The 16,314-nt window shown below is 71.4% G+C and carries 13 protein-coding genes; 5 read left to right on the forward strand and 8 right to left on the reverse strand.

From position 1 onward, the window contains the following. Nucleotides 1-124: 124 nt before the first annotated feature. On the forward strand, nucleotides 125-2,116 hold the full coding sequence (ligA, locus tag RPX00_RS32230; RefSeq protein WP_406631008.1) for an NAD-dependent DNA ligase LigA: 1,992 nt from the start codon (nucleotides 125-127) through the stop codon (nucleotides 2,114-2,116). A gap of 577 nt (nucleotides 2,117-2,693) precedes the next feature. On the opposite strand, the gene RPX00_RS32235 is transcribed toward ligA, so the two are convergent. Next, nucleotides 2,694-3,647 carry a ketopantoate reductase family protein gene (locus RPX00_RS32235; RefSeq protein ID WP_406631010.1) on the reverse strand — a complete coding sequence of 318 codons (954 nt, stop codon included), beginning with the start codon at nucleotides 3,645-3,647 and terminating at the stop codon, nucleotides 2,694-2,696. A gap of 91 nt (nucleotides 3,648-3,738) precedes the next feature. Between RPX00_RS32235 and RPX00_RS32240 the strand changes: the two genes are divergently transcribed. Beyond that, complete coding sequence (locus RPX00_RS32240; protein WP_406631012.1) at nucleotides 3,739-4,305, forward strand: TetR/AcrR family transcriptional regulator; 567 nt, start codon at nucleotides 3,739-3,741, stop codon at nucleotides 4,303-4,305. 82 nt (nucleotides 4,306-4,387) lie between these two features. After that, complete coding sequence (locus tag RPX00_RS32245; protein ID WP_406631014.1) at nucleotides 4,388-4,774, forward strand: hypothetical protein; 387 nt, start codon at nucleotides 4,388-4,390, stop codon at nucleotides 4,772-4,774. Between the two features lie 52 nt (nucleotides 4,775-4,826). On the opposite strand, the gene RPX00_RS32250 is transcribed toward RPX00_RS32245, so the two are convergent. The 5 genes from RPX00_RS32250 to RPX00_RS32270 form a co-directional block, all read right to left on the reverse strand. Further along, nucleotides 4,827-6,536 (reverse strand): ATP-binding cassette domain-containing protein, encoded by a 1,710-nt coding sequence (locus RPX00_RS32250; protein WP_406631016.1) that lies wholly within the window; start codon nucleotides 6,534-6,536, stop codon nucleotides 4,827-4,829. Continuing rightward, a complete protein-coding gene (locus tag RPX00_RS32255) occupies nucleotides 6,533-8,185 on the reverse strand; it encodes an ABC transporter ATP-binding protein (protein WP_406631018.1) in 1,653 nt (550 codons plus the stop codon). Before RPX00_RS32255 ends, RPX00_RS32250 begins: the two co-directional genes overlap by 4 nt. A gap of 115 nt (nucleotides 8,186-8,300) precedes the next feature. Further along, a complete protein-coding gene (locus tag RPX00_RS32260; RefSeq protein WP_182894993.1) occupies nucleotides 8,301-8,435 on the reverse strand; it encodes a class III lanthipeptide in 135 nt (44 codons plus the stop codon). A 32-nt stretch (nucleotides 8,436-8,467) separates the two neighbouring features. After that, nucleotides 8,468-11,005 carry a class III lanthionine synthetase LanKC gene (gene lanKC / locus RPX00_RS32265; protein WP_406631020.1) on the reverse strand — a complete coding sequence of 846 codons (2,538 nt, stop codon included), beginning with the start codon at nucleotides 11,003-11,005 and terminating at the stop codon, nucleotides 8,468-8,470. 608 nt (nucleotides 11,006-11,613) lie between these two features. After that, the gene (locus tag RPX00_RS32270; protein WP_406631022.1) at nucleotides 11,614-12,507 is read right to left on the reverse strand and encodes a LysR family transcriptional regulator; all 894 of its coding nucleotides are present in this window, start codon (nucleotides 12,505-12,507) and stop codon (nucleotides 11,614-11,616) included. Between the two features lie 82 nt (nucleotides 12,508-12,589). On the opposite strand from RPX00_RS32270, the gene RPX00_RS32275 reads away from it, so the two are divergent. Continuing rightward, entirely contained in the window at nucleotides 12,590-13,486 is an 897-nt protein-coding gene (locus tag RPX00_RS32275; protein WP_406631024.1) for a DMT family transporter, read from the forward strand. Nucleotides 13,487-13,523: 37 nt separating this feature from the next. Next, a complete protein-coding gene (locus tag RPX00_RS32280; RefSeq protein ID WP_406631026.1) occupies nucleotides 13,524-14,243 on the forward strand; it encodes a DinB family protein in 720 nt (239 codons plus the stop codon). 381 nt (nucleotides 14,244-14,624) lie between these two features. On the opposite strand, the gene RPX00_RS32285 is transcribed toward RPX00_RS32280, so the two are convergent. Together RPX00_RS32285 and RPX00_RS32290 are read right to left on the reverse strand one after the other, a co-directional pair. Continuing rightward, the gene (locus RPX00_RS32285; RefSeq protein WP_406631028.1) at nucleotides 14,625-15,398 is read right to left on the reverse strand and encodes a class I SAM-dependent methyltransferase; all 774 of its coding nucleotides are present in this window, start codon (nucleotides 15,396-15,398) and stop codon (nucleotides 14,625-14,627) included. A 52-nt stretch (nucleotides 15,399-15,450) separates the two neighbouring features. After that, on the reverse strand, nucleotides 15,451-16,281 hold the full coding sequence (locus RPX00_RS32290; RefSeq protein WP_406631030.1) for an endo alpha-1,4 polygalactosaminidase: 831 nt from the start codon (nucleotides 16,279-16,281) through the stop codon (nucleotides 15,451-15,453). Nucleotides 16,282-16,314 lie beyond the last annotated feature (33 nt).

The following is a 16,314-nucleotide window of genomic DNA, read 5'->3' on the forward strand; positions in this document are numbered from 1 at the left end:
GAGCTAGCGAAAGAACAGTCTTGTCTTTCGGAGCGGTGTCAGCCGGGTGGTCGCCGCCGTCCTGATCGCCCCGGTTTGCGTCGCACCCCGGTTTTGTCGGTGCGGGAAGGTAGCGTTCCGGTCCGTGGACGTTCGGGAACGCATTCAGGAACTCGCCGATCAGGTCGTGGCGCTGCGCGACGCGTACTACCGGGGCTCGCCGACGGTGGCGGACGCGGAGTACGACGCGATCGAGGACGAGCTGCGCCGGCTGGTCGAGGAGAACCCGGAGCTGGCTCCCGACCCGAACCCGCTGGACCAGGTGGGCGGGCCGGCGGTGCTGCACGCGCCGATCCGGCATTCGCGGCCGATGCTGTCGCTGGAGAAGGCGACGCGGCCCGAGCAGGTCGAGGCGTTCTTCGCGCGGTTCCCCGGCCAGCCGGTGGTGGTGATGCCGAAGCTCGACGGGCTGTCGCTGGCGCTGGTGTACGAGGACGGCCGCCTGGCCAGGGCGGTCACCCGAGGCGACGGCACCACCGGGGACGACGTGACGATGCTGGTGCGCGCGCTCGCGGACGGGATCCCGCACCAGGTCGGCGCGCCGGGGCGGGTCGAGGTGCGCGGCGAGGCGGTGATGCTGCGCTCGACGTTCGCCGCCTACAACACCGCGCACCCGGACAAACCGCTGATCAACCCGCGCAACGCGGCGGCGGGCACACTGCGCGCGAAAGACCCGGCCGCGGTCGCCGAGCGACGGCTGCGGTTTTTCGCCTTCGACCTGGACACCGAGCCCGGCAGCGCGGAAACCGACCTCGGCAGCGGCCTGCTGGCGCTCGGGTTCACCGCGGCGGACATGCGCCGCTGCGAGGACGCGGAGACCGCGCAGGAGGTGATCACCACCATCGAACAGCAGCGCAACGACCTGGACTACGACATCGACGGCGCCGTCCTGCGGCTGGCCGACCGCGGTGCGTACGCCGCCGCGGGCACCCGGTCGAGTTCGCCGCGCGGGGCGCTGGCGTACAAGTTCGCCGCCGAGGAGAAGACGACCCTGCTGTCCGATGTGGTCTGGGACGTCGGCAAGACCGGCAAGATCGCGCCGGTCGCGTGGCTGGAGCCGGTGTTCGTGGGCGGCACCACGGTCACCCGCGCGACGCTGGCCAACCAGGAGGTCATCCGCGCCCGCGGCATCAAGATCGGCGACACGGTCCTGGTGCGCCGGGCGGGCGACGTGATCCCGTTCGTCGCCGGGGTGCTGGACGAGTCGAAACGCACCGGGGCGGAGCGGGAGATCGTGCCGCCGTCGGTGTGCCCGTCGTGCGAACAGCCGCTCACCGAACAGGGCAACAGCCGGGAACTGTTCTGCACCAACGTTTCCTGCCCGGCCCAGACCGTGCGCCGGCTGATCCACTGGGCGTCCCGCGCGGCCGCGGACATCGACGCGATCGGCGGCGTGTGGATCGAACGGCTGGCCGAGGCCGGAATCCTGGAACACCCGTCGGACTTCTACCGGCTGACCAAGGAACGCCTCCTGGAATTCGACCGCATCGGCGAGGTCTCCGCGACGCGGATGATCGAGTCGATCGACGCGAGCCGCCAGGTAGGCCTGCGCCGCGCGCTGATCGGGCTCGCGATCCCGATGGCGTCGGAAGGCACCGCCGCCCGCCTGTGCCGGGCCGGTTTCGCTTCGCTGGAAGCGGTGCTGGACGCGGGCGAGGACGGTCTCGTCGCGGTGGAGGACATCGGCCCGAAGGTGGCCGCCTCGCTGGTCGAACACCTCACCCGGCTGCGCCCGGAACTGGAACGCCTGCGCGAACGCGGGGTGTCCCTGGACGTCCTGGAGGAAGACCTCCCGCCCGCGGTCGTCGCAGGCGCCCCGCTGGAGGGCAAGACGGTCGTGGTCACCGGCGCGATCAGCGACCCGCGCTCCGGCGAGAAGGTGCCGCGCCCCACCTTCCAGCGCCTGTGCGAAACAGCGGGCGCGACCACCGCCTCCTCGGTGTCGGCAAGCACGGACCTCCTGATCACCGGAGCCGACGTCGGCGCGAGCAAACTCACGAAGGCGGAGAAACTGGGCGTCGAGGTCGTCGACCAGGGGGTGATCTGGGACCAGCTGATCGCCGCCGGGGTGGTCTGAGCCTGGGTTCGCTTGCCTGCCAAGAAGAACCCGCGCGAAGGCCGCGGAACCGGACTGCGGCGAGCGCTGCGCTGGCTCGGCCGGACGGCGGCGATGCGGACCGGGCGGGAGGGCCACGGATCTCTTGCCCCGCAAGGGGAGTGGGCAAGCGACTGGTGCCGGGCTGCGGATCGGGCACTGGCCGCCCAGAACCCGACCGCGCCAGGACGAGGACGGCCGGTGCCGATGCGGCAACCTTGCATCGGCAGCCGGTGCCCGGTCCTGCCGGGCGACAGCATTCCCTGCCACATCAGGCGATCCGCGGTCACCGGCGAGGTCGCGCTGGCGCGGCGGTCTGCGGCCGTCTGCGAGGGTGCGCTATCGCGGCCGCCTTCGGAGGCGTGCTGGCGCGGCGATCCGCAGTCACCGGCGAGAGGCGCGCTAGCTCGGCGATCTGCGGTCGCCCGCTGAGGCGCTCCAGCGCTGCAATCTATTGCCATCTGCGGAAGCGCACCGGTGCGCCATCCGTAGCCGTCTGCGAAGGCCCGCCAGACAACCCGCAACCACCCGCAACGGCGCACCAACGCGGCAACCCGCCTCACTCCCTCCCCTCCAGCGCAAAATACCGCTCCGCCGCCTCCAACCGAGGCACCCGCACGCCCAGCCGCCGGGCCTCCGTCAACGTGTCCCGGCAGACCTCCCGCGGTTCGCGGGCGTCCGGGTCGGAATGCGCCGCGAAACTGGTCCGCGCGGCCGCGGAATGGGTCAGCAGCCAGGAAAGCACCGGGACCGTCAGCCAGGTCGGCGCTCGGAACGGCAGCACCGCACCCCGATGTCGCCGCAAGTCGACGCCGCGGGCTTCGAGGAGCGGCAGAAGCTCCCGCCCCGCCAGCAATCCCTCCCGCAAGTCATGCCGGGCTCCGGCCAGCAAACTCAACGATCCCACCCGCACGCCTTGCGAGTGCAACCCCGCGTCCGAAGCGAAATGGACCCACAGCCAGCCCCGGAAGTCCGGTCGTTCCCGGACCCGGAACCCGGCGTCGCGAAAGACCCGGCGGACCGCCTGGGCGCGTTCGCCCGGGGGCTCGCCGAGCGTGCCGAACACCGCGAGCGGCATCAGCATCCCGCGCAGCACCCCGTCCTCGCCGAAGCCGCCGCCTCCTTGCGGGAAGCCCCACGCGACCTGGCCGACCGGAAGAGCCCCGATCGCGGCCAGCGGTTCGGACCAGATGTTGCCGAAGACCAGCACCGTGGCGTCGCCGACCCGAGGCGCCAGGAACGCCGCTGCCTCCTCGAGCCGGTAATGCTGCACGCTCAGCACGATCAGGTCGAAGCCGTGGTCCGGCTCCAGTTCCTCGCGATAGCGCACCGGCCAGTCCTCGACCACCCGCCGTCCCCGCTTCCGCAGGTCACGGAGATCGAAGCTGATCGAATCCCCGTACGCGGCCGCGCGGCCCGGGCGGACGTAGAACTCGACCTCGTGCCCGGCCCGGGCGAAGGCCCAGCCGTACATCGCGGCGATCGTGCCGCGGCCGAACATCAGGATTCTCATGCCGCACCTCAGTGGGATACCCTAGAACTGGAGATTGTCTCCACTTGCCAAAATATGGAGACAATCTCCAGTTGTCAACGAGAGGCCCCGCATGACCGACGCCAAACCCCTGCGCGCCGACGCCCGGCGCAACCGCGACGCCCTGGTCGGCAAGGCCCGGGAACTCTTCGCCGCCGGCGAATTCTTCGACCTGCGCTTCGACGATTTCGCCAGCCTGGCCGGCGTGGGCACCGGCACGCTGTACCGCCATTTCCCCACCCGCGAAGCGCTCGCCGAGGCGGTCTACCACGGGGAAGTCGCCACCCTGTGCGACCGCGCCCGCGAAGCGCTGGCCACCCTGCCCGCCGAAGAAGCGCTGGCCGCCTTCCTGCGCGGCATGATCGACTACCTCGACGCCCACCAAGGCCTCGCCCAAACGCTGGCCACGCTCATGGCCACGAGATCGGACGCGCTCGCCGAGGGCAGCCGGGCGCTGGAGGAGGCGGTCACCGACCTGGTCTCCGCGGCGGCGAAGGCCGGAGCGATCCGCGACGACGTCGGCGCCGGCACCGTCCTGATGGCACTGCACGGCATCGGCGCGGCCCACGACCGCCCCGGCTGGCGCGCCGAAGCGGACGGCGTCGTCACCCTCATGCTGGACGGATTGCGACCCCGCTAGGGGAGTTCACGCATAATTCCGCGCCGCACCGTCCGGCACAGTACGATTCCGCCCAGAATCGACCATCCCTGGGGGAAACGCCATGAAACGCATCGCCGTCAGTCTCGTCGTGTCCGCGCTCGCCGCGCTCGGCAGCGCCGGGATCGCGAATGCCGCCAGCTACCCGACGTCGGACTTCGGCGACCACATCAGCGGCGGCGCCGCCGGGGGCACGCTGACCTGGTACAACCGCGCGGTCGGGGTCAGCGGCTATGTCCGCGACGACGCCGGGTCCGGGAGCACCACCGTCACCTTCGAGTTCCGGCAGGCGGGCACGCTGCTCGACGTCCAGACCCGCACGGCGTCGGACGACTACAAGACCTTCGGCTGGACCGAGCCCGGACCGTCCGGCGGGTTCAGCAAGGTGGACATCTACCTCGGGCACGGCACCAGCAAGATCCTCATCGCCTCGGTGCCGCGCAAGGTCTGAGCCGGGGGAGAAAGAGGAACCAAGCGGAGCGGGGACGGTTCCGGTTCGCAGTTCAGCTGGCCGCTCGCCGTGCGGGCAGCCACGCCTGCATCATTTCGGCGTACCGGGGCGAGACGGCCAGGAGGTCTTCGTGCCGGCCGTGCAGCGTGGCCTGTCCGTCCATCAGGAGCACGCTGCGCGCCCGGGCCGCGGACGACAAGCGGTGCGCGATGACCACCAGGGTGCCTCCCCTGGCGGCGAAGGCGCGTTCGGCGTGGACCTCGGCCGCCGGATCCAAAGCGGATGTCGCTTCGTCCAGCACGACGATCCCGGCCGGTGCGGCATAAGCCCTGGCCAGGGCGAGGAGCTGGGCTTCACCGGCGGAGAGGGTCGCGGGGCCGTGGGGCAGTTCGGCGTCCAGGCCGCCCAGGCGGGCCAACAGCGGGGCGGCGCCTACTGCGCTGGCGGCTGCGATCAGGCGGTGGTCGGTGGCTTCGGGGCAGAAAAGGGACAGGTTTTCGCGGACAGTTCCGGCGAACACGTAGGCCTGTTGCGGGACCAGGACTACGTGCCGGGGCCGGTTGGCCAGCTCGCTGACTCGCACGCCGCCTAGGCGGACTTCGCCGTGCTGCGGGGGCAAAAGGCCGGTGAGCAGGTTGGCCAGGGTCGATTTTCCGATTCCGCTCGGGCCCACTACGGCCAGGTGCTCGCCCGGGCGGAGGTCGAGGTTCAGGTTGCGGACGACGGGTTCCGGGGCCGCTCCCCAGCGGAAGGTCAAATCGCGCACGGCCAGTCCTAGTCCCGCTGGGCTCTCGGTTCCGGGGTGGACGTTGGGCGGAGCGGTGGTTTCGGCTAGCCGGCGCAGCGCAACCAGCAGGCGCAGCACGACTGTGGACGCGGTGGCGGCGAGGCCGCGCAGCGCGGGTTGCAGGGTGGTGGCCAGGTAGACGAGCGCGCCCAGCGCGGCACCGGCGGTCAGTTCGCCGCGCGCGACCATCGAGGGGGCCAGGGCGAGTGCGAGCACGAGCGGGATGAAACCGCCGAGGGCCACGATCAGGGACCGCAGCGCTCCCGAGCGGGCTACGCGGATCGCGGCGGACGCCTGGCGGTCTATCGCTTGGTCGGCGGTCAGGGCGGCGACTGGTTCGGCTCCGCAGGCGACGACGTCCCGCATTCCGGCGAAGATCGAGCCGGTGGTCGCGGCGGTGCCTTCGTCGGCGAGGGTGAGCGCGCGTTGTCGCCGCGCGAGTGACGGGAGCAGTGCGGCGAAACCGGCCAGCGCGAGCACTACTGGCACGACGACCGGCAGCGCTAGCGAACCCGCGACAGCGAGCAAGCCCGCGATCGCCGCTACCGTGGTCACGATCATGCCGCGGGCCTGCACCAGGAGCCCGCCGGTGGCGTCGCGGACGACCTCGACGTGCTGGGTGATCCGGGCGACGCCGCTCGCGTCCGGTCCGCTTCGCGGAGGAGCGGGGTCGTGCAGTACTCCGCGGACGACTGCGGTCACCAGTGCGTCGCGCAACGGCTCGACGACCTTGCCCAGTTGCCGCCACACCAGGCGGGAGCCGAACGCGCCCGCGAGCGCGGCGATGCCGAACACGCCGAGCCAGGCCAGGCCGATGCCGGGCCGCCCGGCGGAGAATCCCTTGTCGACGGCCAGCTCGACGAGCCGTCCGGAGAAAAACGCGGGCAGTCCTTCGAGGACGGAGCAGGCCAGCAGGACCAGCCCGCCGCGCCACTGCCCGGCGAGGGCATTCCCGTAGAGGCGGCCGACGGTCACGTCTCCTCCGTGAACACCGCGCGATACCCCGGCATCTGCCACAGCCGCGCGTGCGGCCCGACCGCCCGGACCTGGCCCGCCGCCAGCCACACCACCACGTCCGCCCGCGCGGCCATCGCGGCCCGGTGCGTGACGACCACCCGCGTCCGGCGGCCCAGCTCGGCCGTCACCGCGCGTTCGGTGACTGTGTCCAGGCTCGCGGTCGCGTCGTCGAGCAGCAGCACCCGAGGGTTGCGCGCGAGCGCGCGGGCGAGCCCGACCCGGGCGCTTTCCCCGCCGGACAACGGAGTTTCGGCGAGCGGCGTGTCGTAACCGTGCGGCAGCCGCACGAGGACGTCGTGAATCCGCGCGGTCCGGCAAGCCTCGTCGACCGCCGGGACGCTGGCCCAGGAACCGTAGCCGACAGCGTCCGCGATGGTCCCGCCCAGCAGCGCGGGCTCGGCGGCGGCGTATCCGACGACAGCCCGAAGCTCGTCGGGGCGCAGGACGGCGAGGTCGCGACCGTCCAAAAGGGCCTGTCCGGAATCGGGACGGCGCAGCCCGGCCAGCAGACTGACCACAGTGGACTTTCCGGAGCCGGAACTGCCTACCAGCGCGGCGAAACACCCGCCGGGAATGGTGAGGCTGACGTCGGCGAGCGCGCCGTGCACCGTCGCGCCGCGCAGTTCCAGAGTGCCGTTTCCGGGCAGCAAACCCAATGTGCCGCGCGGCGGCGGCTCGGTGTCGAGGACCTCGGTGATCCGGTGCGCCGCCGAGCGGGCCCGGGAAAGCGTGGTGAGCAACGGGATTTGCGTGACCAGGCCGAGCCCGAGCGCGACGTAGCCGAGGGCGGCGAGGACGTCGCCGGCGCTGAGCCGTCCGGCCAGGACGCCGAACCCGGCGGCGGCGAGCGTGAGGATTTCCACCGTCGGGAGCAGGAGACCGGCGCGCCACACCATCCGCGCCTGCGTGCGCCACATGCCTTGCCCGGCGAGGTGCAGCCGGGGCAGCGGGCGCAGCACCCGCGCGGCTTCGGCGTCGGCGGTGCCGGACGCGGCGATGGTCCGCAGGCCGGTGACGGCGTCGAGCAGCCGGGCGGACAGTTCGCCGGAAACCCGTTGGTAGGCAAGCACGTCCTCCGCGGTGCCGCGCAGATGCGACCGCGCCAGCAGCAAGGCGAACGGCAGGCTGCCCAGGAACACCAGCGCGAGCCGCCAGTCCAGCAGCGCGAGCAGGACCACCGCGCCCAGGGACATCAGCCCGGTCGCGACCAGCCGCACCAGGACTGCGGCGATCCCGCCCGCCGCCGCGCAGTCGCCGCTCACCCGGCTCACCGCGTCGCCGGAGGAGAACGGCGAGCCGGTCCCCAAGGCGAGCAGCCGGTCGGTGACCTTGCGGCGCAGCCACGCGCTCGCGTCGCTGGTCAGCCGGGCGGGCAGGACGATGAGGACGGCGTCGGCGGCGATCTCCGCGACGCCCACGACGAGCAGCCACACCACCGCGCCAGTGCTGCCGCGGCCGCTGAGCACCGCGTCGGTGGCGGCGGCGAGAGCGCCGGGCAGCAGCAGCCCGGCAGCGGCGGAGACCAGCGACAGCACGATCAGCGCGGCCAGCCGGGGCAGGTCCAGCCGGACGGCCGACATCAGCAGGCGGTCCGCGGATCCAGCCATGGCGCTTCCTTCTGGTGGTCGTCCGCCCCGTCGCGACCGGGGCGGGCCGGCGGGGCAGAATGAACGGGGCGGGAACGGCGCACTTGGCCTGCGCCGTTCCCGCCCTCGCCCGCGGTCAGTAGCAGAGAAGCAGGCTGAGCGTGCTGTCTCCGCACCACGCGCTGTAGTGGCTGTGGCCGTGGTGGTCGAGTCCCTGGCCCTCGAGGGCTTCGGGGGCCTCGAGCGCCTGCAGCTCCAGGACGTTTTCCATGGGTGTTCCCTTCTCTCGGGGTCCGCCGGCGCTCATCGGCCGGAGGTGTGCGGGGACGGTGCGGAGCCCAGGAAAGGCAGCGGTTCCGCGCCGTCCAGTAGTGCGGCGAGCGTGCGGAGGACCCCCGCGCCGCCGGTGCTGACGTCGGTCGACAGGCGAAGCAGCTGATTGCCGGGGAAGGCCAGCCCGCCGCGGTACGCGACGGCGTGCCAGGACAGCCGGGCCAGGTGCAGGTCGATAGCTTCCCGGTCCGGCTCGGGGGCGAAGGACAGCGCGGCGGCCAGCCCGCACCGGCCGTACAGCAGGCCGGGATGGATCACGAACTCCCCGCGGCACGCCGCGCGCAACCCGGGCAGGCTCCGGGCTGTCGCCGACTCGGGGAGATGCCGGGCGACCTGTTCGGCGACCATCAGGATTCCGGCGCTGCCGATCGCGGCGTAGGGGAGGGTGCGCAGGGCGCCGTCGCGGACCTGCAGCGACCCGTCGGAGGCCGGAACGCATTCCTCCAGGTCACGGCCGACGGCTCGCTCGGCGAGGGCCAGCCAGGACGGTTCGCCGGTGTGCTCGTGCAGGCGCAGGAACAGCAGGGCCGGTCCGGACCACCCGCTCAGGAGCCCGGCCCGGGCGAAGCGGCCCGGCGGCTCGGCGGTGTCCAGCGCGGTCGCCAGCCGGACCGCGGTGTCACGGGCTTGCCGGGCGAATTCCTTGTCGCCGCGGGTGTTCGCGAAATGCAGGCGGGTGAGGCCGATCCCGGCCAGCCCGCTTTCCAGACCGTGGTCGACGGTCTGCTCGACCAGCGCCTGCGACGCACCGAACAGTTCGTCGGCCGCGTCGGAGTAGCCGAATTCCTCGAGCACGTACGCGATGCCGTGGCTGCCGTCGAAGAAGCCGGGCCGCGTGGGCGGTTGCCGTCGCGCCGCGGCCAGCAGCCACTGTTCGTATTCGGGATAACGGCCCGCCCCGGCGACGTGCAGCGAATGCAGCACGCCCGCGGCGCCCACGCCGAAACCCGCGCCGCCCGAGCGGAACTGTTCGATGTCGCCGGGGAACAGCCGGTCGGTGCGCTCCGGAGTCGCGCTCGCGAGGATGGCTTCCGCGATCTGCTTGCGCACCAGCGTCCAGTCGGGCCGCTGCTCGTCCAGCGCGGTGTGCGTCGCGATGGGCGGGGTGCGGCGCGGGGAGAGCACGGCGACCACGCGATCGGCGTATCCCTCGGGCAGGCGGAACCGCTGTTCGGCGAAATCCGCGATCCCGCGCAGCTTTCCCGGCGCGAGTTCCAGCAGCATCACCAGCGGCAGGAAGAGCCAGAGCCGCAGCGCGGCCAGCGCGTGCTCGTCGATCTCGAACCCGTGCCGGTCGGCGGGCGCGCGGAAGCCCGGGGCGCCGAGCCCCGGCCGGTCGCCGGAATCCGCCTCGACGGCCAGTTCGAAATCGATCAGCGAGACCCGGTCGTGCTCGTCCACCAGGATGTTCTTCCCGTGCAGGTCGCCGAAGACGATCCCGTGCCGGTGGATGTCGGCGACGATGCGCTCGACCTGCGCGAGCACGGCCAGCGCGCGGTCGCGGTAGGCGGTCAGATCGGCTTCGGCGCGGGAACCGCTGGTGAGCGGGTAATGCCGGGCCAGCCAGCTGCTCAGCGTAATGCCGGGCAGATGCTCCATCGCCAGGTAATGGTGCTCCCACACGGTGAACTGCTCGTAGACCCTCGGGACGCCGGGGACGTCCGCGAGCCGTTCGAGCACCTCGCGCTCGTGGTTCAGCCGGGCGACCGCGTCGGCGCCGTCGCGGTCCAGCCCGGCGTGTGGCCGCGCCTCCTTCAGCACCAGCGTTTTCTGGCCGGCCCCTCGTTCGGCCAGATACACGCCGCCGCCGTTGGAGAAGTGCAAGGAACCGGCGACCCGGTACGGGAACCGGGCCCCGTTCTTGCGCGCGGCCACGCTTTCGGACAGGCAGTCCGGGATCGGCGCCCACTCCGGCGCCGAAAAGGAAGGTTCCCGCCGGTCGGGCACGAGCGCGCCGTCCGGACGGCGGATCGCGAGCACCCGCGTCCCGGCGTGTTCGGTCCACTGTTCGGCGAATCCGCCGTACCGGACGTAAAGCGGTCCTTCGCGGTACCGGAGATCGCTCAGAATATAAGGGCCGGGCTCGCCTTCCAGCTCGGCGGAAAGGTCGTGCAGTATCCGGGCGAGGCTCTCCTCGGACTCCGGGTAAATCGTGACGAGCTTGCCGCTTCCCTCGCGCGGCGCGTATTTCGAATTCCGGCTCTGCAGGATCGCGCGGGACCGCAGATGCTTGTACGCCACCCGATGGTCCACACAGTACTGATGCACGGTGGCCAGCACGCCCTCGGCGTTGTCCAGACCGGCGGAGACGTGGATTTTCCAGCCCTGCGCGGGAAGTCGATGCCCGGCCGGGCGCAGCGAACGCCAGATCCCGCGCGCCTCGACCGTCCACTCGGGTCCCGGCCGGGACAGCCCCGCGGCCAGGTCGCCGGCCGCGCCCGGGGTTTCCCGCGGTTCGTCGAAGAACAGCGGATCGGCGAAGCAAAAAGCCTCGTACCGGACGTCCATGAAAACGAACCCTTCCCTTTCCTGGGAAAAACCGGGCGACCCCGATGTCGGACGGTGACACCATTCCCGCACGGAGGGGGTGCCCCGGCCAATCCGCCAACCCGGGGGTTCGCCGCTCCTCGTCAGGGTGACGGAGACCGGTTTCGCGCCCGGGGACGGGGACCGTGCGTGAGTCGGCCCTACCCGATCGGGGTGTAACGATCCCGGGTTTCCGGTCGACCTCCCAGGTCGGCGCGGAAAGGGCCAGGGAAATTGGCGGAAGGCCATCAACCCGTTCCGGTGAGCCGCCGTCCACCTGGCGTCCGGCACGGACCCGGACCCGGCTGGTCCGTTCGGGGCGGCGGCCGCGCATTCGCGTCGGGAATGTGGCGGATTCGTTACCGGAGAACGCCCTTTCGCGCTCCTCGGCCGTCGTGCCGTGAAGGACTCCTTGAGGGAACCAGGTTCCTCCAAGGAGTCCTTCACGGACTCCGGGCCTGGGTAGAGGTTACCCGGGCGGCCGCGATGCGAAGCCGCGGCAATCCCGGGCTTGGCGAGCTTGCTTGCCCGTGAAGGGGCCCCTCACGGAATCAGATTCCCGCAAGGAGTCCTTCACGGACCGTGCGTGCTCAGCTGGCGAGGGTTTTTCCGCCGCACACCAGGTTTTCCAGCAGTTCCACCGCGCGCCGGGCGGCGGGGTGCGCGGCGATCGGCTTCTTCACCGCGAGGCTGAGGTGCCGGACCGGCGCGGGGGCGGCGATCGGGACGGTCGCGAGGCCCTCGGGCAGGTCGCCGATGCCGAGTTCCGGCACCACGGTCAGCCCGATTCCCGTTGCCACGAAAGACATCGCGGTCCGGTAGTCGTGCGTCTCGACCACGAAACCCGGCGAGAACCCGGCTTGCGTGCAGGCGTTGAGGAGCACCTGGCGGCACGGTCCGTCGCGGAGGTCGTTGTCGACCCAGTGCCGCTCGGCGAGCGCGGCCAGCGGCACCTCCGGCAGCGCGGCGAGCGGGTCGTCGCGGCGGACGACCACCAGGTACGGGTCCTCGGCCAGCCGGTGCACGACGACCGATCCGGGATGCTCGGCCCCGGTCTCCTCCACGAAGATGTCGATGTCCGGGTCGCCCGGCGTGAACTCGGTCAGCATCAGGTCCAGCCGAAGGCCGGGGAACTCGGCGCGCAGCGCGGCGACCGTCGGGGCCAGCCACGTCGATCCGGCCGAGCCGAAGTAGCCGATCGACAGCCGCCCGACGCGTCCGGCGCGCAGTTCGCTGACGACCTGCTCGATCCGGCTCGACGCCTCGAACAGCGCCTCGGCCTCGGCGGCGAGCGTGCGTCCGGCTTCGGTCGGCTCGATGCCACGGCCGGACCGTTCGAACAGTTGCAGCCCGGTCTCCCGTTGCAGCGTGGTGATTTGCTGGCTCACTGCGGACGGTGTGTAGCCGAGTGCGACGGCGCTCGCGCGGATCGACCCTGACGCGACGACTGCGCGCAGAACGCGGAGCCGGGAGATGTCCAGCATGCTGCGAATGTACAGCCCTTCTTAACGGACGTACAGAACTAATCGCTTGTGCTGTACATAGGGGCGAGGCGACGATGGCCAGGTGACCGATCTCGTGGAAACCGTCCAGCCCGCCCGCAAGACCGACTTCGGCAAGATCGCGGCAGCCGCCGGGCTCGCCGTGGTGCTGTGGGCCTCGTCGTTCGTCGCTATCCGGAGCGTCGGGCACGCACTGTCGCCGGCGCCGCTCGCGCTGCTGCGGCTCGCCGTCGCGGCCGTCACGCTCACCGTGCTCGTCGTCGCCAAGGGCGCGTTCCGGGTCCGGTTGTCGCGCAAGGCGTTCCTGCTGGTCGCGGCGTACGCCGTGCTCTGGCTGGCCGCCTATACCGTCGTCCTCAATGCGGGGGAGCGGCACGTCGACGCGGGCACGGCGGCGTTGCTGGTGAACCTCGCGCCGCTGATGGTCGCCGTCGCGGCGGGCAAGTTCCTCGGCGAGGGCTTCTCGCGCTCGCTCATCGTCGGCTCGCTCGTCGCGCTGGGCGGGGCCGCGCTGATCGCGACCGGAGCCACCGGAAGCAACGACTGGGCGGGCGTTCTCCTGTGCTTGCTGGCCGCCGTGCTCTACGCGGCCGGAGTCATGGTCCAGAAGATCACGCTGCGCCACGTCGACGGGCTGACCGCGATCTGGCTGGGCTGTGTCGTCGGCACCGTGGTGCTGCTGCCGTGGACGCCGCAGCTGGTCGGCGAACTGCAGGTGGCGCCGGCGGGAGCGGTGCTCGGCAGTGTCTACTTGGGAGTGTTCCCCACTGCCATCGGCTTCACCGCGTGGGCCTACGCCCTGCGTCGCACGGACGCCGGACGGCTGACCATGGTGACCTACGCCGTTCCGGCGGTGGCGGTGCTGCTGTCATGGCTGCTGCTCGCGGAAACCCCGACCGCGTACGGACTCGTCGGCGGGGCGCTGTGCCTGGCGGGCGTGGCTATCTCGCGCCGGCGTTGACCAGGTTTTGTCGGTGGCCGGGCCTAACATGCGGAGCATGACCCGATATGTCGGCGAGGACCTGAACGGCGCGGAGTTCCGTGAGTGCGATCTGACCGGCGCACGCCTGATCGGCGTCGTCATGCAGGACGCGGTGATCGACGGGCTCGTCACCAACCTCGTGGTGAACGGGGTCGAGGTCGCCGGGTACGTCGAGGCGGAACTGGACCGGCGGCATCCGGTGCGCGTGCTGATCCGCTCCGACGACCTGGCCGACCTGCGCGAGGCGGCGCGGCAGCTCCGTGCTGACTGGGCCGCCACGATCGAGCGGATCCGCCGTGCGCCCGGCATCGAACGCCGCAGCGTGAACGACGAGTGGTCGGCGGTGCAGACGCTGCGCCATCTGGTCTTCGTCCACGATTCGTGGTTCCGCCGCTCCTGCCTGGGCTCGACGGAGCTGTTCACGCCGATGGGCATCGGGCCGGATGTCGAGCCCTACCGCGAAGCGCACGGGCTCGACCTCTCGCTCGATCCGGCCCTCGACGAGATCGTGCGCGTGCGGGAGGCGCAGGCTGCCGAGTTGGAGGCCTGGCTTGATCAGGTCACCGCGGACCAGCTGGCCGCGCCGGCGCCGGTGCCCGACGACGACGTCTGGCCGCCGTACGCCCGCGGCCGCACGGTGCGGCGGTGCCTCGGCACGGTGCTCAGCGAGACCTTCGAGCACCACGGCTTCTGCGTCCGCGACCTCGACCTGATCGAGGCATCGGATGGTGGATAGGCCGACCGTGTGCCGGGCCTGGTTTGTCTGAGGGAACCAGCCGTGCCGATCGACACCGGCGGAATCGCTGGCAGCAAGCCGATTCCGCGGAGAGTGGACTGGTGAGCGCTCGGCGGGATTTTCTCCAGTTCGGTTGGGGCTCGCGCCCTCCGTGGTCGGTTCGCCGGTCAGCTTCGGTGCATTCCTCCGGGCCTGCGGCGAGGTCAGCGGCGTCCCCAGGCGGAGACCAGGAGGTAGGACGGGACCGCGGGTCAGCGAGCACTGCGCGGGACTGTTCAAGTTTTCCGGGCCTGCGGCGTCCAGGGCCGGGGCCAGGGGGTAGGCCGACGCCGTGAACTGCGGGTCGGCGAGCATTCAAGCTCCTCCGGGCCCGCAGCGACCTCAGCCGCGCCCCCAAGCCGAGACCAGGGGATAGGACGACACCGTGAACCGCGGATCGGCAAGCACCGTGCGGAACTGCTCCAGTTCCTCCGCCCGCACGCCCTCCGCGGCCAGCTTGTCCGCCAGTTCCAGCGAATTCGCCGCCAGCACCCGGATTTCCGTGCCGCCGCCCGGCCACCGGGTCGTCACCCGCCCGCTGCCGATCTCGCGTAACCCGGCCTCGGCCAGGACCTCCGGCAGCCGTCCGGCCCATTCGACGTCGCTGCCCGCTCGTTCGAGCAGGTCGATGATCCGGCCTTGCACCGAACGGAAAATCGCCGCGCTCGCCTCGTCGGGCGTCTCCAGGACCGTCTGCCCGCGCGCTTCGATCTCTTCGAGGACCAGCCAGCCGCCGGGGGCGAGCGCGGTGGCGAGCTTGGCGACCAGTTCGTCGCGTTCCGGGAAGTGGATCAGCACCAGCCGGGCGTGGATCAGGTCGAATTTCCGGTCCGGCACCGGTTCCTCGCGCACGTCGTGGTGCACCACCGAGGTATTCGCGGGCAGATCGGTGAGCAGCCGGGTGTCTACGTCGGTGGCCAGCACGTGACCGGCCCGCTCGGCCAGCCACCGGGCGATCGACCCGCCGCCCGCGCCGATTTCCCAGCACGACCACCCGGAGCCGACGCCCAGTTTCTCCAGGTGCTGGACCGTCGCCGCGTCGTAACTCGCTTGGAGGGCGGACATCCGGTCGTTCGCCGGAGCGCTCGCGTTGTCGAACGGGTAATCGTCGTCCATTCCCTCACCCTGCCAGCGTCCGCGAGACGGCGCTGGCAGGGTGGCGGAAGTCTCAGCAGGTTTCGCGGACGTAGGCGGAATTGCCCTTCGGCGTCACGTCCCGGTCGCGGCGGACGACGCTGAGGGTGTTGCCCCACTTGGCACATGCGTTCCGCAAACCGGCTTCGGTGTATTCGATGACGATCACGTGGTTGTCGAAGTATTGCGTGTACTCCGCGCAATTGTCCTGTTCGCCGCATTCCTCGGCGACGGCGAAGTCGAGACCGTTGGCCGCGCGCGAAGAGGCCAGCTCCGAGGTGTTCTTCTGCGCGATCGCGAGGCCTTTTCCGTGTGCGTGCGCGGAAAGCAGCTTGGCCAGGTCCTGCGCGTTCTGCGCGCTGAGCAAGCCCTGGGACCGGGTGAAGCTGTCGTAGTTGTCCGGCTCGACGGCCTGGTAGCCCTTGCCCGCGCACTCGTCGATCCAGCCGCCGACCTTGTCCGCGATCCGGCCTCGCTTGTCCTCGGTGCGCAGGTCGAGCAGCGCCTCGTTCCAGTCGGGATCCTTCACGACGTTGCCGTCGGCGTCGCGCAGGACCAGGTCGCCCCATTCTTCTTCGGCGTCAGGCTGGGCCTGGAAAGCGTTGACGTAGCAGATGTTGTAGAGCCCGGCGGCCGCCGGCGCGCTGTGGTCGCGGCTGACCACCTGGACGCCCGCCGGCGGAGCGTAGGGGCCGCCGATCTGGTAATCGAATCCGGCGTGCGGGGCGGGCAGCGTAATGCCTTGGGTCGAGGGCAGCGGCGCGCTTTCCGCCGTGCCCGCGGTTCCGAGCGCGCACGCCGAACTGCCGATGAGCAGCGCGGCCGCTGCGGTCGCGCGAGAAATCCGACCAGGGAGCGAATGCATCTGGTGACTCCAGCGAGTGGTGAGTACGGCCCC

This window comes from Amycolatopsis sp. WGS_07, assembly GCF_045278895.1.
GTDB lineage: Bacteria > Actinomycetota > Actinomycetes > Mycobacteriales > Pseudonocardiaceae > Amycolatopsis.

Coding starts and splice junctions, on each gene's coding strand:
- RPX00_RS32255 (WP_406631018.1), bottom strand. CDS start 8,185: ATGGCTGGATCCGCGGACCGCCTGCTGATGTCGGCCGTCCGGCTGGAC.
- RPX00_RS32245 (WP_406631014.1), top strand. CDS start 4,388: ATGAAACGCATCGCCGTCAGTCTCGTCGTGTCCGCGCTCGCCGCGCTC.
- RPX00_RS32260 (WP_182894993.1), bottom strand. CDS start 8,435: ATGGAAAACGTCCTGGAGCTGCAGGCGCTCGAGGCCCCCGAAGCCCTC.
- RPX00_RS32240 (WP_406631012.1), top strand. CDS start 3,739: ATGACCGACGCCAAACCCCTGCGCGCCGACGCCCGGCGCAACCGCGAC.
- RPX00_RS32235 (WP_406631010.1), bottom strand. CDS start 3,647: ATGAGAATCCTGATGTTCGGCCGCGGCACGATCGCCGCGATGTACGGC.
- RPX00_RS32285 (WP_406631028.1), bottom strand. CDS start 15,398: ATGGACGACGATTACCCGTTCGACAACGCGAGCGCTCCGGCGAACGAC.
- lanKC (WP_406631020.1), bottom strand. CDS start 11,005: ATGGACGTCCGGTACGAGGCTTTTTGCTTCGCCGATCCGCTGTTCTTC.
- RPX00_RS32270 (WP_406631022.1), bottom strand. CDS start 12,507: ATGCTGGACATCTCCCGGCTCCGCGTTCTGCGCGCAGTCGTCGCGTCA.
- RPX00_RS32290 (WP_406631030.1), bottom strand. CDS start 16,281: ATGCATTCGCTCCCTGGTCGGATTTCTCGCGCGACCGCAGCGGCCGCG.
- RPX00_RS32280 (WP_406631026.1), top strand. CDS start 13,524: ATGACCCGATATGTCGGCGAGGACCTGAACGGCGCGGAGTTCCGTGAG.